Annotated in this window: 12 protein-coding genes; 6 read left to right on the top strand and 6 right to left on the bottom strand. The window is 68.3% G+C overall.

Annotated elements, in window-relative coordinates:
- The first annotated feature begins 18 nt into the window (after positions 1–18).
- On the top strand, positions 19–936 hold the full coding sequence (locus tag J8M50_RS39100) for a LysR family transcriptional regulator (RefSeq protein WP_010356423.1): 918 nt from the start codon (positions 19–21) through the stop codon (positions 934–936).
- Positions 937–1,004: 68 nt separating this feature from the next.
- Positions 1,005–1,136 carry a hypothetical protein gene (locus tag J8M50_RS49430; RefSeq protein ID WP_010356424.1) on the top strand — a complete coding sequence of 44 codons (132 nt, stop codon included), beginning with the start codon at positions 1,005–1,007 and terminating at the stop codon, positions 1,134–1,136.
- A 105-nt stretch (positions 1,137–1,241) separates the two neighbouring features.
- Here J8M50_RS49430 and J8M50_RS39095 read toward each other — a convergent pair whose 3' ends face one another.
- From J8M50_RS39095 to J8M50_RS39080, 4 genes are all read right to left on the bottom strand, one after another.
- Positions 1,242–1,574 (bottom strand): hypothetical protein, encoded by a 333-nt coding sequence (locus J8M50_RS39095; protein WP_141655615.1) that lies wholly within the window; start codon positions 1,572–1,574, stop codon positions 1,242–1,244.
- A 370-nt stretch (positions 1,575–1,944) separates the two neighbouring features.
- A complete protein-coding gene (locus tag J8M50_RS39090) occupies positions 1,945–3,237 on the bottom strand; it encodes an RICIN domain-containing protein (RefSeq protein WP_010356427.1) in 1,293 nt (430 codons plus the stop codon).
- Positions 3,238–3,277: 40 nt separating this feature from the next.
- On the bottom strand, positions 3,278–4,984 hold the full coding sequence (locus tag J8M50_RS49865) for a LamG domain-containing protein (RefSeq protein ID WP_010356429.1): 1,707 nt from the start codon (positions 4,982–4,984) through the stop codon (positions 3,278–3,280).
- A gap of 483 nt (positions 4,985–5,467) precedes the next feature.
- Complete coding sequence (locus J8M50_RS39080) at positions 5,468–7,765, bottom strand: LuxR C-terminal-related transcriptional regulator (protein WP_223786392.1); 2,298 nt, start codon at positions 7,763–7,765, stop codon at positions 5,468–5,470.
- A gap of 695 nt (positions 7,766–8,460) precedes the next feature.
- On the opposite strand from J8M50_RS39080, the gene J8M50_RS39075 reads away from it, so the two are divergent.
- Together J8M50_RS39075 and J8M50_RS39070 are read left to right on the top strand one after the other, a co-directional pair.
- Entirely contained in the window at positions 8,461–9,651 is a 1,191-nt protein-coding gene (locus tag J8M50_RS39075) for an amidohydrolase family protein (RefSeq protein ID WP_040837360.1), read from the top strand.
- Positions 9,652–9,695: 44 nt separating this feature from the next.
- Positions 9,696–10,127 carry a cupin domain-containing protein gene (locus tag J8M50_RS39070; RefSeq protein WP_029184218.1) on the top strand — a complete coding sequence of 144 codons (432 nt, stop codon included), beginning with the start codon at positions 9,696–9,698 and terminating at the stop codon, positions 10,125–10,127.
- A gap of 244 nt (positions 10,128–10,371) precedes the next feature.
- Here the strand turns inward: J8M50_RS39070 and J8M50_RS39065 are convergent, their stop codons facing one another.
- Together J8M50_RS39065 and J8M50_RS39060 are read right to left on the bottom strand one after the other, a co-directional pair.
- Entirely contained in the window at positions 10,372–11,196 is an 825-nt protein-coding gene (locus J8M50_RS39065; RefSeq protein ID WP_010356434.1) for an SDR family NAD(P)-dependent oxidoreductase, read from the bottom strand.
- Positions 11,197–11,281: 85 nt separating this feature from the next.
- The gene (locus tag J8M50_RS39060; protein WP_010356436.1) at positions 11,282–12,184 is read right to left on the bottom strand and encodes an NmrA family NAD(P)-binding protein; all 903 of its coding nucleotides are present in this window, start codon (positions 12,182–12,184) and stop codon (positions 11,282–11,284) included.
- Positions 12,185–12,317: 133 nt separating this feature from the next.
- Between J8M50_RS39060 and J8M50_RS39055 the strand changes: the two genes are divergently transcribed.
- Positions 12,318–12,662, top strand: a complete 345-nt coding sequence (locus J8M50_RS39055) for a winged helix-turn-helix transcriptional regulator (protein WP_010356437.1) — start codon at positions 12,318–12,320, stop codon at positions 12,660–12,662.
- Positions 12,663–13,644: 982 nt separating this feature from the next.
- Positions 13,645–15,354 carry an MFS transporter gene (locus J8M50_RS39050; protein ID WP_010356439.1) on the top strand — a complete coding sequence of 570 codons (1,710 nt, stop codon included), beginning with the start codon at positions 13,645–13,647 and terminating at the stop codon, positions 15,352–15,354.
- Positions 15,355–15,484 lie beyond the last annotated feature (130 nt).

Below are 15,484 nucleotides of genomic sequence, written 5' to 3'. Positions count from 1 at the left end.
CGGTGGAGGCCTGGCGTCATGGGGCTGGACCTGAACCTGCTGGTGCCGTTGGAGGCGCTGCTGCAGGAGCGGAGCGTGAGCCGGGCGGCGCGGCGGCTCGGTCTGAGTCAGCCGACCGTGAGCGCGGCGCTGGCCCGGCTGCGACGGCACTTCGGTGACGAACTGCTCACCCGGATGGGGAACGCCTACGAGCTCACCCCGCTGGGAGAGAGCCTGGCTGAGCATGCCGTACAGGCGCTCGGCTCGGCCGACCGGGTCTTCCAAGCCCGTTCGGTCTTCGAACCCGCCCGCGCCCGGCGGGAGTTCAGCCTGGTGGTGACCGACATCCAACTGGCGACCTTCGGGCGCACCCTCGCCGCTCTCGTGCGTGACGCGGCACCGGAGGTGCGGCTGCGGTTCCAGCACGCCACCTCGCACCTCGTCAGGAACGCCCAGGAACATCTGCGCGTCGTCGACGGGATGCTGCTGCCGCCGGGGGTGCTCACGAACGTCCCGGCCATCGATCTGTACGAAGACCGGTGGGCGTGTGTCGTGTCCGTCGACACCGTCACGCCGACGCCGCCCGCCCCTGAGGAACTCGCCGCCCGCCCCTGGGTGGTGCCGTATCCCTTCCTGGCGACGGGCTTCCCGGCGTGGCGCCAATTGTTCGCGCACGGCACCGAACCACGGGTCGAGCTGACCATCGAGAGCTTCCTCACGATGCCGTACCTCATCGCGGGCACCGACCGGGTGGGCGTGGCCCCCGAACGAGCCGCCCGCCTGTTTCCCGCCGACAGTGGGACGGCTGTCGTGGACTGGCCCTCCCACACGGGGACGTTGGTCGAGTCCCTGTGGTGGCATCCCGCGCACGCCCGCGACCCCGCGCACATCTGGTTCCGGCGGACCGCGGCCGAGGCCGGCCGACTCGTCGCCGCCGGTATGGCGCGGAGCGCTTAACCCGGTCGACTCCGGCAGTGGCGGCGTAGACACGCTGTTCGGAGAGCACGAACCGCAGCCATATCGCGGTGCTCGTAAGGCAGTTGAAGACCAGGGCGGACAGCGATGCCGGGTTCTTCTCCCGCAACCTCCGAACGATCGAGGTCCTCGTCGACCGGGACGCCATTGCCTCCGGCGCCACGGCCAACGGGAACCCCTGACAGCATGACAACTTCGGGCACGACTACAGGCGGAGAACCCCGTTGTCGCACCGCTTGTAGCCGTCGGTCGGCGGATTCGTTCCGTCGGCCCAAGTGCGCGTCGGATCAGCCAATGCAGTTGTAGTGCGCCAGGGCATACACATTGCCTGAGCTGTCGGTGAGGATGCTGCCGTCAAGGTATTGGACCGATTTGGTCCCCGGGTAATTGGCCTTGCACACGGCCAATGCCAGGTCTTTGGTCGCCGCCTCGATGTTACTGGGGAATCCGTAGGCCGTGGCGGGCACCTGCCCGAGGACGGCGGCGCTGGCGGGGGTGGCCACAGCGACACCGCCCACGGTGGCGACAGCGGCGAGGGCGAATGTGGTACCAGCTGTCCGCATCCTGCGGCTGCGCCGAGTATTCGATGTGCTGGTGGACCGGCGCTTACTCAAATTCATGTCTGTAGGCTCCTTGTGATGACACGAAGGTCCCGCGACACCAGGACTCGTGTCCTCATTACGTGGGGGGGCTTTCATGTCCAACTCTCGCTCTTGAACATGTGCTTGGGGAACAAGAGATCGCCGATGGTGAGCATAGACAAGATCGATACCCCCGCGAGGGCTAGGAAGTCATCTCATTTGGCTGCGTAAGCTGCCAGGGGCCGCTCCCGCGCCAAGGCGCACTGCAGCCCGTCAGCATTTCAGCCCCGTCAGGCCAGGAGACACCCGTACGGCGAGCAGGTCACACCCTCGCAGGGCAGCATGCTGCCAACCGCCGTTCTGAGCGCGGGTGCAGCATGCTGCCGTCGGAAAGCGGATCCCCTACCGGTCAGAACACGACGAGGGGTGCGTTCGGGCCGGGGTCGTAGTCGAATCTGAAGTTGATCCGGGTCTCGCCTCCACTACAGCTATCGGTGGTGAGCATGTCGGTTCCATATCCGAACTGGGAATCGTCCCCGACGCATGTGGTGCGGTTCTTGGGCCTGATCGAGAGTTGGCCGGTGTCGTTCCAGTAGTTCAGGTCGAAGAGCTGATCGGAGGCGCCGTTACAGGACCACTGGATGATCCTTCCGGAGTTGTCGCTCCAGCACTTTCCGGTGGTTCGGTTGACGATGCTGTACAGACCGTTGCCGGCGGACACGAACTTCCAGCTGCCGTTCACCGTGTTGTAGCCCCTGAATCCTGACGCGTTCACGTGTGCACCGTTCGCGGTCGTATCGACGCCCAGGTCGCGGTTGCTGTCGTGGGCGTTGAGCAGGTGGACGCCCGCGTTCGCGGCCAGGCGGCGGAACCCGACGGCGTAGTGGTCGGACGTCATGCCGCGCAGGACGCCGCCGTAGCCGGCGATCCGCTCGTTGGACACCATGTAGTCCAGTTCCCCACCGCTCTGCTGGGTGGAGGTTCCGGCGGTGTACCTGTGCCAACCTCGTCTGATGGCGAGATTGCTCGGGTCGCGGTTCCAGTCGCCCATGGCGGCCCAGATGCGGGTTCCCGCTACCGCGCTCATGTTCGCCAGCAGCTGTGCGCCGTCGTTTCCCCCGCTCGCCAGGGCGTGCACGGAGAAGAAGAGCGTGCTGCCCAGGGTGATACCGAGGGCCGGCCGGGATGTCGGAAGGCCGTTGTTGCCGTAGAACGCGGGCCGTGCGACGTGTACCTCAGGGGCGTCGTAGCTGGTCAGAATGGCGAGGTTCACCCTGTTGGCGCCGAAGTCGGTGCGCACGAAGTAGATGTGCCAGTTCTGGGACTGGCCGGGCGGCCGCCACAGGTACTCCTGTACGCGCCACCCACTCCAATGCGTGCTTTCCGACAGGTAGGGGGATGTCCAGATCAGTTGTCCGGGCGGGTTGGGGCCGGCCTCCTGCAAGGAGATCACGTTGTAGCCGGCGCTGGTCAGCTGGGGGATATCGGTCGACCACTTGCCGCCGCCGCCCTGCATGTTGTAGGTCGCGGGCCGGTAGTCCTCCACCGCGGCGGCGGCGTGTTGCGGTGTTCCGAGGGAGATGAGCACGTCGGCCAGCACGGCCACGGCGAGCAGCGGCGCAATGAACTTGGTCCGCAGGAGACCGCCGCCACGGCGGCGGTGCGGTCTTTCGCGGGGTGCCCAGGGGAGGGGAATCCTCATGCTGTGTCCTTTCGAGGAGTGCGTGACGCGTGCACGAGGGTCAGCCACCGATCACGGCTGAGCTGTCGGTGGTGGCGGCCGGAGTGGGTGCCGTGACGGTGTTGATCACGACCTCGTCCGGGTAGGCGGCCGTCAATGGGTCAGTGACCGACGCCGGGGCGTCGGTGTCCACCACCACCCGGTCGCTCGTACCGTCGTAGTGCACGGCCACGCTGTAGGCGGTGGTGTCGCCGTCGGCCGACACCTGCCGGACGACGGCGTTCTGGATGTCAGTGATCTGAGCGAGCGTGAACTGGGGGCTCTTCGCGGTGGTGGGGTCGGGCCAGTCGGCAGGGATCTCTCCGTACGCGGAGGTCCAACCGGGCGGCTTCTGCAGGTCGTCGATGTCGCCGCTGTAGTCGGAGGGGAAGATGATCACCGGTCCGATGTTCGGGTCGTCGAACGCGGCGAGCGCGCAGTTGTAGTCGGCGAGCGCCTGGATCTGCTGCCACTGCAGTTTCGTCGCGGCGTCGCTGAAACCGGAGGCGGGCGCAGCGGCGGTGGTCGCTATCTTGCCCACGGCGATCTGGTCCGGGGTGCACTTGGCCAGCGGCGGATTGTCGAGGGTGTACGTCTTGATCTCGAGTTTGCCCGCGTACTGGGCGACCAGCGGATCGGTCACCGACGCGGGGGCGTTGGTCTCCGCCACCACCCAGTCGTGCATCCCGTCGTAGTGGACGTTCAGCTGGTAGGTGGTGTCGCCGTCCGGTTGTATCTGTGCGGTGACCGCGTCCTGGAGGGCGTTGATCTGGTCGACCGTGAACTGCTGGCTGAGTCCGGGGGTGAGGTCCGGCCAGTCGGTGGGGGTCTGCCCGAACTCATCGGTCCAGTCCGGCGGTATCTGCAGGTCGTAGATGTCGCCGGTGTAGTCCGACGGGAAGATGACGACCGGTCCGACATCGGGGTCGTCGAACGCCGCGATCGCGCCGTTGTAGGAGGCGAGCGCCTGGAGTTGCTCCCACTGCGCCTCGGCGCCGGTGGCCACCGCATGTACCTCGGAGTCGGACAGGGCCCGGTTGTAGATGCGGAAGTCCCGCATCCGGCCCTTGAAGTACAGGTCGGAGGAATACAGCGACCGTCCGATGTAGTCCGCGGTGGTCGTCCCGCCGCCGATCGCGCCCGGGGTGATCGTCACCGACGTGTTGCGGGCCTTCTCCACGCCGTTCTCGTAGAGGACACCGGTGTTCCCCGTCTGCGTGTACGTCAAGTGCTTCCACATGCCGCGGGACAGCGCGTACGAAGTCGGCGGCCGGGTCTGCTGCTCGGCGTGGAAGTCGGTCAGTGTGATGCCGGTGCGGAACTGGTTCCCGGTGCTGAACAGGTAGCCGTTGCCGCTGGTGCCACTGGTGTTGCCGAACCCGTAGAGGAAGTACGGCTTGCCCATGGTGGGATCGATCCACACGTCGAACGCGACGGTGACCGAACTGAGCCCGGCCATGATGTTGTTCGGCACCTTGATGTACGTGTTGGAGCCGTTGAAGCCCAGCCCGTCCGTGTCGCCCCAGTCGGTGGTGCCGTTGACCGTGCCGTCGCTCCCGTGGCCGGAGGCGTCGTGCGCGACCGTGCCGGACGTCTCGTCCAGCTTGTACCGCAGGAGCAGCCCGTCGGTGATCTCGGCCTGCGCGGGGGCGGCGGTCGTCAGCGTGCCCCCGGCGGCCAGCACGAGGGACAGAACGGCCAGGAGTGCGGCGGACGTCCGTCGACGCATGGAGGCGCTCGGGCCGCCCGCCCTTCGGAAGGCGGCCCGAGCGGCAGCCGGGAGCCGGCTCGGCGAGGCCATGACATGAGAGGACGCGAGGGCTGTCCCGGCCGCGTTCGTTCTTCGCATCGTTATCCTTTTCAAAGCGGTGGGCGGCATGCAGCGGGATGAGGACATCCGATGCCATGGCCGCTGCCGATCGCGAACCGGGCGTGCGTACGGTCGCCGGGGTCCGGGCGCCGGGCCGCAGCCCGCCCGTGAGGGATTGCGCCGAACCGAGGGGGAGGACACTCGACCGGCGTCGTCCGCCTCGGTATGGCGTCTCGACACATGAAAGGCCCGGGGTCCGGCCCCGGGCCATACGTATATCTACGGGGGTTCTGATGTGGTTCCCATGCGATTCCTGTGGCAGCTCCCGTGTGCCTGGTCCGCCGGTCGCCGAACGGGTTACGGGATGAACGCCCCGTTCATCATCATTCGTCCCTGTTCGACCTATGGAGTGGGCGCCTGGTTCGCCGCCCACCAGGCCGCGATCTGGGCACGGCCGCCGAAGCCGAGCTTGGCCCGGATGTTCTCGACATGTCCCTCGACGGTGCGTGGCGACAGCACGAGCATCGCGGCGATCACCCGGTTGTTCATGCCCTGAGCCACCAGCGCGGCCACTTCCCGCTCCCGGGGCGTCAGCGGGGTCACGGCGTCGGCCGGGGTGGCCGTTTCGGCACCGCTCTCGCCCGTGTCGCCGTTGTCGCCGCCCAGGGCATAGGCGATGACCCGGGCGGGGCTGTCGTGGCGGCGACCGCTCTCCGTGAGAGCCTTCTCGTACGCCTCCGGACCCAGGGCCCGTACGACCGCCTCCTCACAGCGGCTGTGCAGCACACCCAGGAGCGGGCCGAAGGTCAGGATGGTGGTGCCGATGTCCTGCCACAGGGGGCGCACCGCGCCCAGCAGCCGTGCCGCCCGCTCGTGGTCGCCGTGGGAGGCGGTGATCCAGGCGAGCAGTTCGAGCATCAGCGCCGTCGAGACGTAGTCGCCGAAGCCTCTCTCGATCTCCAGGGCGCCCCGGACCAGGGCCATGGCCGCCTCCAGATCGTCGTGCAGCCAGGCGTCCAGGCTCAGTGCCCACAGCGCGTGCGCGCGGGCCCACCGCTCACCGTGCGCCTGGGAGATCGCGATCGCGCGCCGGCCGGTCTCTGCCGCGCGCTGGTCCTTCGGATGTGTTTGGGCGGCGACCAGTTGGAACAGCACGAAAACCGCCTCGGGCTCCTCGCCCAGCGTCGTCGGGGTGGCGAGCGCGTCCTCGAACAGCGACTCGGCCTCCTTCCGTCGCCCCTTGTTCAAGGCCAGCGTGCCGCGGAAAGACAGGACGGTCGCACGCACCACCAAGTCGTTCGACTGCTCGCCGAGCTCCTCCGCCTCGTCCAGCCACCGCTCGGCCGCCGGGTGGTCGCCCTGCAGCAGCGCTACCCAGGCGGCGACCCACAGTGCCCTGGCCCGGGCCGGGGTGGGCTCGGGCGCGGCCGCGAGCGCCCGTTCGAGCTGTCGGCGCCCCTCGCCGAGGAGCGCGTCGGCGCACCAGTGGAAGCGCAGCGCGGCGGCCAGTGCGAGAGTGGCCTGCGGGTCGCCGCCGCAGTCCAGCGCGGCCCGCATATTGCCGTGTTCGGCGCGGAGCCGGGCCAGGGCCGCCTCCTGGCCGGGGCCGTACCAGCCGTCGGCGATCCGCTCGGCCAGGGCAAGGAAGAAGTCGCGGTGTCGCAGCAACAGCCGCTGCTCCTCGCCGGACGCGGCGAGCCGTTGTCTGCCGTACTGGCGGATGGTCTCCAGCAGCCGGTAGCGCGGCAGGCCCTCGTGCTCGGTGGCCAGGACGACGGACTGGGCGACCAGCCGGTCCAGCAGGTCGAGCACCTCGTCCCGGGCGATGCCCTCGCCCGAGCAGACGCCCTCGGCGGCGTCCAGGCCGAAACCGGAGGCAAAGACCGACAGCCGGTTCCACAGCAGCCGCTCGGAGGGACAGCACAGGTCGTAGCTCCAGTCGATCAGCGCGCGTAGGGTGCGCTGCTGCGGATGGGCGGCCTGGTTCCTGCCCGTGAGCAGCTTGAACCGGTCCTCCTCCAGCCGGTCCACCGCCTGGTCGACGGTGAGGGTGCGCAACCTGGACGCGGCCAGCTCGATCGCCAGAGGCAACCCCTCCAGGTCGGCGCAGAGCCGGCGGATCCCGGCCCAGTTCGCGTCGGTGATCCGGAAGTCCGGCCGGACGGCGGTGGCCCGGTCCCGTAGGAGCTCGACCGCCTCGTCCGGCACGGACAGCGGCGGTACGGTGACGACGTGCTCGCCCGCGATGCCCAGTGTCTTGCGGCTCGTCGCCAGGATCCGTAGTTCGGCGGAGGCCGACAGCAGCCTGTCAGCCAGTTCGGCGCAGGCGTCGACCAGATGCTCGCAATTGTCCAGCACGATCAGTACCCGACGCCCGGCCAGATGCCTCGCGAGGTCGTTCAGGACGGGCCTGGCGCCCAAGTCCGGCACCCCCAGCGCGGTCGCCACCGCGCCCGCGACCGCCGACGGATCCCGCAACGGCGCCAGATCCACCAGCCAACACCCGTCCGCGAAGGCCTTACCGCACATCGCGGCCACTGCCAGCGCCAGCCGCGTCTTGCCCACCCCGCCCACCCCGGTGAGCGTCAGCAGTCGCGCCGAGCCGAGGAGGCGGCGGATCTCGACGATGTCGCGCCGACGGCCTACGAAAGTGGTGAAGGCCGCGGGTAGATTTCCCGCTTCCGAGATCACGCCAGGCACCGACACCGTCCTTGTCAGTGCCGTCCGCGTGGGCCGAGCGGACGGCTCTCTATCGTGACCTAAATATGATAAATCAGACTGCCGTGAGGGTTGGGTGGTGCGGCGAGTCGGGTGCTGATCGTTGAGAAGAGCCGGTGCTCTCTCTGGTGCCGCTCAAGCGCCGAGGTCCGGCTTCCCCCGGCGGCGCCCGCCCAGCGCGAATCGGGGCGGGACACCCTGCCGACGCGAAGGGCGTAAACGCTCGGCGACGTGCCCGCAGGATCCAGATCCGGGCCGAGCACAAGGCGGACATCGGCGGCGGCGACCTGGCCCACCTCGACGACGACAGCTCCGCGATGCGCGACCTGCGTCACCGCTACAGCCACACGTCGTCGACGAGGCCCAGGACCTCAGTGCCGCCCCCAGGAAGGTGCTGCGCTCCGTGTCGCATCCGGCCCGGACGACCTTGCGCATATCTGGTTCCGGCGGACTGCGGCCGAGGCCGGCCGACTCGTCGCTGCCGACTTGGCGGGGGAGCGCACAGCCCGAGCGGCCAGTACGGTATCGGTCCGGTCTATACCCGCCATAGATGATCTCTCGTTCCCCAAGGCACTACTCAGTGGCGATAGTTGGACTTGCCCACACGGCGTGCGCGTGCAATGGGCCTCCCTTCGGTACGGCGGGCGTCGACCGCCATCCCCCCACTTTTCCTTCGCATGGAGATGCAAGTGATGCGCAGCGAGTTGCAGGCGCTACGTGCAGGACACGTCTTCGACGGCGTCGACGTCAGCGGACCGGGCATGGTCCTCGTCGAGGACGGTGTGATCCGTGACGTCGACTTCACGGGAGCGGCGGCGCCTGAGCACGCTGTGGTGACGGACTTCGGGCCGGACGGCTGGCTGCTTCCCGGACTGATCGACGCCCATGTGCATCTGTGCTGGGACGGCACCGAGGATGCCGTGGCCCATGTGTCGTCCGACGACCGCGAGACCGTACTGAAGACCGCGCGTGCGGCGGCGGTGACCACACTTCGGGACGGCGTCACCACCGTCCGGGACGTCGGCGACCGTGACTATCTCTCTCTCGCGCTGCGTGAGCAGATGTCGCCCACGGAACGCCCCGAGATCGTCGCCGCGGGCCCGCCGATAACCACCCGCGGCGGTCACTGCCACTTTCTCGGCGGCGAGGCCGAGGGCTCCGATGCGCTCCGGGCGGCTGTACGAGAACGTGCCGAGCGTGGCTGCGAGTTGGTGAAGGTGATGGCCAGCGGCGGCAACGTGACCCCCGGTTCCCATTCGCTGCATCAGCAGTATGAGCGGTCCGACCTGCGGCTGATCGCCGACGAGGCGCATCGGCACGGGCTTCGCGCGGCCGCCCACGCACATGCCGTCCAGGCGGTCACGGACGTGGTCGAGGCGGGCTTCGACACCGTCGAGCACTTCTCGTTCCTCACTCCCGAAGGCGTCGAACTGCGCCAGGAGGTGCTGGACGAGGTCGTACGACGAGGGACGTTCGTCAGCATGACGGTGGGGATGCTGCCCGGGATGCCGGTGCCCGTTCCGGCCATCGCCGCTCGCTTCGCCGCCATCATCGAGGTCATGAGCAAGATCATTGCCTCGGGCGCCCGGGTCGTTCCCGGGACCGACGCCGGCGTCGGTCCCGGGAAACCGCACGGCATCTACCCGCACGCGCTGACACACCTCGCCGAACTGGGAATGCCCGCCCGCGGTGTGCTGCGGGCCGCGACGTCCGAAGCGGCCGAGGCGGTGGGCCGGGCGGGGAGCAAGGGAGTGCTGCGTCCCCGGGCCGATGCCGACCTCCTGGTGCTCGGCAGCTCACCCCTCGAAGACATCGCCGCCGTCACCGACGTCCGCGCGGTGTACCGAGCAGGCCACCGGGTCCGCTGACATCCGCACCCGACTCCGCACGCTACGAAAGGACCGCAGCACAGATGCGCACGACCTGCCGGGCAGCCTTCATAGGCATATCGGCCCTACCCCTCGTCCTGGTACCGGGGGTGGCCCACGCCACGCCGAGTTCGGGAGTCTCGTCAACCACCCTCTATGAAGCGACGGTTGACGGCACGACGTACACACTGAAGCGGATCACGATCAGCCCCGGCGGTACGACCGGATGGCACTACCACCCCGGGACGGTGCACGGGATCGTGCTGGAGGGCACGCTGACCCACTCGGACGCGGACTGCGCGACCGACGGCGTGTACTCCTCGGGTGACACCATCACCGAACCGGCCGGACCGGAGCACGTCCACATCGGCCGCAACCTGGGCAGCACCCCGGTCGTCCTCGACGCGCTGTACGTCGACTCGGCCGGCACCTCGCTCACGGTGGACGCGTCCAACCCCGGGTGCGACTTCCAGTGACCTGACGTACCCCTTGGAGTCGGCCGATGACCTGAGTGTCAGTGCCAGCTCTGCTTGGTGGGCTGCTCCTCCAGAGCTGAGGCCGGGTCGAACAGGCACATGAGCAGGTCGATGAAGCAGGTGCGGCCCGATGAACTCCCAACCCATATCCGTCAGTTGCACTCGCGTCACCCGCAGAGGTCTGCCGGCGCAGTCCTTGCCGCGCAGACAGACCTCGCAGATTGATCACGACGTAGTACGCACCCTAGTTTCCGTCAGCGGCCTTGGACAGGTGCGCCCATTCGGCCCAAGTCTCCAGACGCCTCTGGTATGCGGCGGGAACCTGCTGGGTGGGCGCCTCGCCGAAGAGTACGCGCAGCGGGGGCTGCTCCATATCGGAGAGCAGGAGGAGTGCGGCAGCGGCACCCTCGGGTCGGGCGGCCGATTGGACGAGCGTGCCCACCATGTCGGCCAGCGACGCACGCAGGGGTTCGTAGGCGGCCAGTGGACGCGCAACGGAAACCGGCGCATGGTGAATATTGGTGGCAAAAGCACCGGGCTCGATCAGGGTGACCTTGATACCGAACGGCGCTACTTCCTCGGCGAGTGCTTCGCTGAGGGCTTCCAACGCCCACTTGGAGGTGCTGTAGGCGCCCATGCCGCCCGCGGTGAGGATCCCACCGACCGACGAGATCTGGAAGATGTGGCCGCTACCCTGCTCGCGCAGGATCGGCAGGACCGCCTGCGTGACGTGGAGCACGCCGAACAGGTTGGTTTCCAGTTGGTCGCGCAGCTCCTGAACGCTGAGCTCCTCCACGGCGCCGTACAGGCCGTATCCGGCGTTGTTTACCACCACGTCGATCCGGCCGAACCGCTCCGTGGTGGCGGTGACCGCCTCGAATACCTGGGTGCGGTCGGTGACATCGACGCGTATGGGCAGCAGGGCGTCGCCGAATCGGTCGGCGAGGTCGCGCACCGCGGCCGTGTCGCGAGCGGTGGCCGCGACCCGATCACCGCGTTCCAGCGCGGCGCGTGCGAACTCGCGCCCGAATCCCTTCGAAGTGCCCGTGATGAACCAGACCTTGTTCATGATCTTTCCTCTGCGTGGGGGGTGGGGGGTGGGGGAAGGAAGTCAGGCTTCGCTGCGGTTGCCGGGTCTGTGACAGCCGAACGTCTCAGACGGTGAGGTACTGCTCGACGGTGGTCGGCCGGATCGAGGGGTAGCGGTCGTTCGCCAGTGCGTCGAGCTTGCCTTCGCCCGCCAGGTTCGCCCGGAGGTACATCAGCTTGAGGAACTCCAGGAAGTTGCCGGGGCCACCGGCCTGAAGTTCGGTGATGCGGTCGTCGAGGTCCGCCAGCGATCCGAGACGCTCGACGCGCAGCTCCGTACCGGTGGCCTTCTCGTAGGCCGCGACCAGACCACGGAAGTCGACTCGGTCGCCGGCTATCGGAAGGACTCGGCCGATGGAGTTGTCGTCGAGGGCCGCCGCAGCTGTGTATCGGGCGGTGTCGTCCCAGGTGGTGTAGTCGACCGGCTGTTCGCCGTCGCCCCAGACGTACGCGGTCCGCTCCACCGGGTCGATGATGCGGTGGAAGTCGAACAACACGTCGCGGGCGAGGAAGCTACCGCAGAGTACGTGAACTACTTCCACCTCGCCGCACTCGGTGTCGGCCAACTCCGCGAACTGGCGGCGCCAGTCGGCTGCCACGATCCGCCCGGGTCGCAGCTTGAACAGGTCCAGAGTGAAGGTCGAGGGAATGAGACGTCGCACGCCTGCGGAACGGGCCGCCCGCAGCAGCGCCGCCTGCCCGTCGACGATGACGTCGGGGCCGCCCTGTACGGCCGAGACCACGGTGGTCGCGCCGGCGGTGAACGCGGCCAGCGTGTCGTCGCTGACCGCTCCGAATACTCCTTCCACGATCTGAGCGCCGCGGCTCTCCAGGTCGGCGACCTTGGCCCGGCTCTCAGGCCGCACGAGCAGCCGCAGTTGCGCGTCCGACTGTGCGAGGACTTCGTCGGCGATGAGACCGCCCAGGTGTCCGCTGGCGCCCACAACTGCGATGACTTTGGTGCTCATGGTGTCTCTCCATGGTTCGGGATGGCGATGTTCGTCAAAGGCACGCAACACCCGGCAAGGAACTTTTCAAATACTAGGTGCTAGGAAAAACCTAGCAGCTTGTGCGATGGATGCGGTAGGTAAACTCCGCCACATGGCGAAGGCGGAACACCTCGGACACCTCGGACACGACGCATCCAGATGCGAGGCTGCGCTGGGCCGGGCGTTCGGCCTGCTCGGCAAGCGGTGGAACGGTCTGGTCATCGCGATGGTGGGCAGGGGGCCGATCGGCTTTGCCGAACTTCGCCGGAGGATCGGTGCGATCAGCGATTCGGTGCTGTCGGACCGGCTCGCCGAGCTGGCAGAGGCCGGGTTGGTCGAACGGCGCGTCACCGATACGCGGCCGCCCGGCGTCCAGTACGGCCTCACGCCCGCTGGGGAGGCGCTGCTTCCGATCCTCGAACAGATCGCCGTGTGGGCGGGCGATCACCTTGACTGACGGGTGCGGTCGAGGTGACCGGCGACTCGCAACACAACCGCACCTCGCCCCCCTCCGTCTGCTGTGACGAAGCGTCGGTGACTGCCGGTCATAGCGGCGGGTGCTGCCGCCGTCCGCGAGGATGAGCTGCCCTGTGATGAACGCGGCGTCGTCGGAAACGAGGGACGCCACGACGCCCGAGGCATCGGCCGGCAACGGTTGTCGCGGTCCAGTAGTCCGATGACGTGATGTCTGGCGATCAGCTCCGGAGGCTTCCAGGTCCGGCAGGAACGCCATGGAGGCCAGGAAAGCGCCGTCAGCGTTGGCGGCGAACCTGCGACGCCACTGGTCGAAGGCCCCGTGTTCGATGTCGGCCAGCAGCACGACGGCGGCGTTGTTCACCAAGTTGTCGGTCGCGCCGAGTTCGCAGCGGACACGTGCTGCGAATACGTGGATGCGCCATGGTCCGAGATGTCGACCTTGTTGCTGTAGAAGCGTCGGCCGGATCGACGTCCGCGACCGCGATGTCTGCCACCTCCGACGCGAGCCTGCGGGTGATCACCGGCCCGATGTCGATGCTGCCCCCCGTCACGACGGCTTTCTTGCCCGTCAGGTCCAGCCATGGCTCGTCTTTCCTGTCGGCGCTTGAACTGAACCGGGACGGCGCGCGGCCTCAAAGCGGCGGACAGCCTCGGTTAGGCGATCACTCATGAATGGTGCATGCAGAGATCGCCGCCAGGGGTGTTCTGTTCGTCTGATGAACATGTCCATTGAGCGTGACGGGGTCGCTTCCTATCTTGTCGCTGCTCGGCACGGGTCGGTCACCACGCCGAGCGACCTGAATCAGGTTGGTCGCAGAGCCACGCGGAGGCGGTCCGCGCAGGCCCCGGGGCGGTTCGGCAGCGGTGTCGCCGCACGGCCGTACAGAAGCACCCCCAGCAAGGTCCGGCGGTGAACGCCGGTTCCGACAGCAGCGCGCGACGTCGCGCGCAAGGAGTCGTCCATGGTCCAGATCGATTCACCCGCCGAGGCGAGCGGGGAGAGTGGCAGATACACCCTGAGGCCGGGCACGCTGGCCGCGGTGGTGCTCGCCGTGTGCCTCTCGCAGATGGCCCTTTCCGTCCCCTCGCTCATCACCGGGCTGATCCAGCAGGATCTCGCGCCGTCCTCGGCTCAGTTGACGTGGATCGTCGACGCCTTCTTCATCCCCGTCGCCGCGCTGGAACTTGGCTTCGGCGTGTTCGGTGACCTGTTCGGCCGTAAGCGTCTGCTCGTCTGGGGAGCCGCGCTCATCGTCGTGGGCTCGGCGGTCGCGGTCCTGGTGCCGGGTGAGGGGTCGTCGACGGACACCCGGGTGACGATGCTGATCATCGGCCAACTCCTCAGCGGTATCGGGGCCGCGGCCATCTTCCCGACGAGCCTCGCCATGGTGGCGGCCGGCACGCACACCACCGCCACCCGCGCGCGTGGCGTGGCGGTGTGGGCGGCAGCGCTCTCGATCGGCGGCTTCCTCGGCCCTCTGCTGGCAGGCGTCGCCGCAAAGATCCACACCGGCTGGGACGGGACCGGGAACTGGCGCTGGGCCTACGTGGGTGTCCTGGTCATCGCCGCGGTCAGCGCGCTGCTGTCGATGGCCCTCGCCCAGAACTCCGATGCGCCCCAGGGGCGCTCCCTGGACTGGCCGGGGCAAATCACCGCCGCGCTCGGTCTGTTCGCTCTGCTGTACGCGGTGATCCAGGGCCCCGAGAGCGGCTGGGGGAGCCCGCAGATCGTCATCGCGTTCATCGCCGCGGGCGTCTTCCTCGTGCTGTTCGTCTTCGTGGAGGGCCGTGTCGCCCAGCCGCTCCTTCTCCTGAGCGCCTTCAAGAACCGGGCGTTCGCCGTCAACTCGGTGGTCACCCTGGTCGGCATGTTCGGCTTCCTCGCGATCATGTACTCCACCAGCATCCGCCTCACCACCGTCCAGGGATTCAGCCCGCTGAAGAGCTCCATCGCCTACCTCTTCTTCGGAGGCATCGGCCTGGTGCTGCTGCCTCTCACGTCGAAGCTGCTTGAGCGCTACAACCCCCGGTGGGTTCTCTTCGCGGGCCTGATCCTCATCGGGGTCGGCGGGCTGTGGTTCGCCGGGGTTCCGGCGAGCGACCGGGCGCTGGGTTCCATCGTCGGGCCGCTGATCCTCGCGGGCACCGGCTCGGGACTCGCCTTCGCCGCCATGAGCGCGGTCGCGGTCAACGCGCTGCCCAACCACCTCGCCGGGATGGCGAGCGGTGCCACGAGCACCTTCCGGGACCTCGGGTTCGCCTTCGGCCCCGCGATCGCGGGCGCTGTCGCACTGGGCCAGGCCGCCAAGGAGATGGCCCGCGAGGTGGCCAACAACCCCGGCCTGAGCAAGGCGTACGAGGCTTTCCAGGCCGCTCCGGCCAACGCCCCCGCGGACCAGAAAGCGCAGCTGGAGGCCGCGGTGCATGCCGTTGCCTCGGGACCGCTCGGCGCCAACTCGGTTCCGGCGACCGTCACTTCCCCGGACGGTCAGGTCATCCCCTTCAACCCGCTCAAGGATGTCGCGTTCGACGCCCTCAGCAACAGTTACTCCCACGCGTACGTGCTGGGCGGCGTGGCCGCTCTCGTGGCCGCAGCACTCATTCTCGCGAGCGGGCGCGGTGGTCCGGCAGAGACGCATCTCGACGACGACCCGCACACCCTCGACGACTGACCGCTCGACGAACCGGCGGGTTCCGGACCGAGGCAGCAGGCCGGCCAGGAACGCCGGGGCGCCCGCCGCGATGGCTCCTCCCCAGGAGGAACACCGCGGCGGGCGACGCCGTACCCCGCACAAACGATCA

This window comes from Streptomyces acidiscabies, from assembly GCF_020010905.1.
In the GTDB taxonomy this organism is placed as follows: Bacteria; Actinomycetota; Actinomycetes; order Streptomycetales; family Streptomycetaceae; genus Streptomyces; species Streptomyces acidiscabies.
Note: the sequence above shows the minus strand (reverse complement) of the source record. Positions and strands in the feature narration are given on the sequence as shown.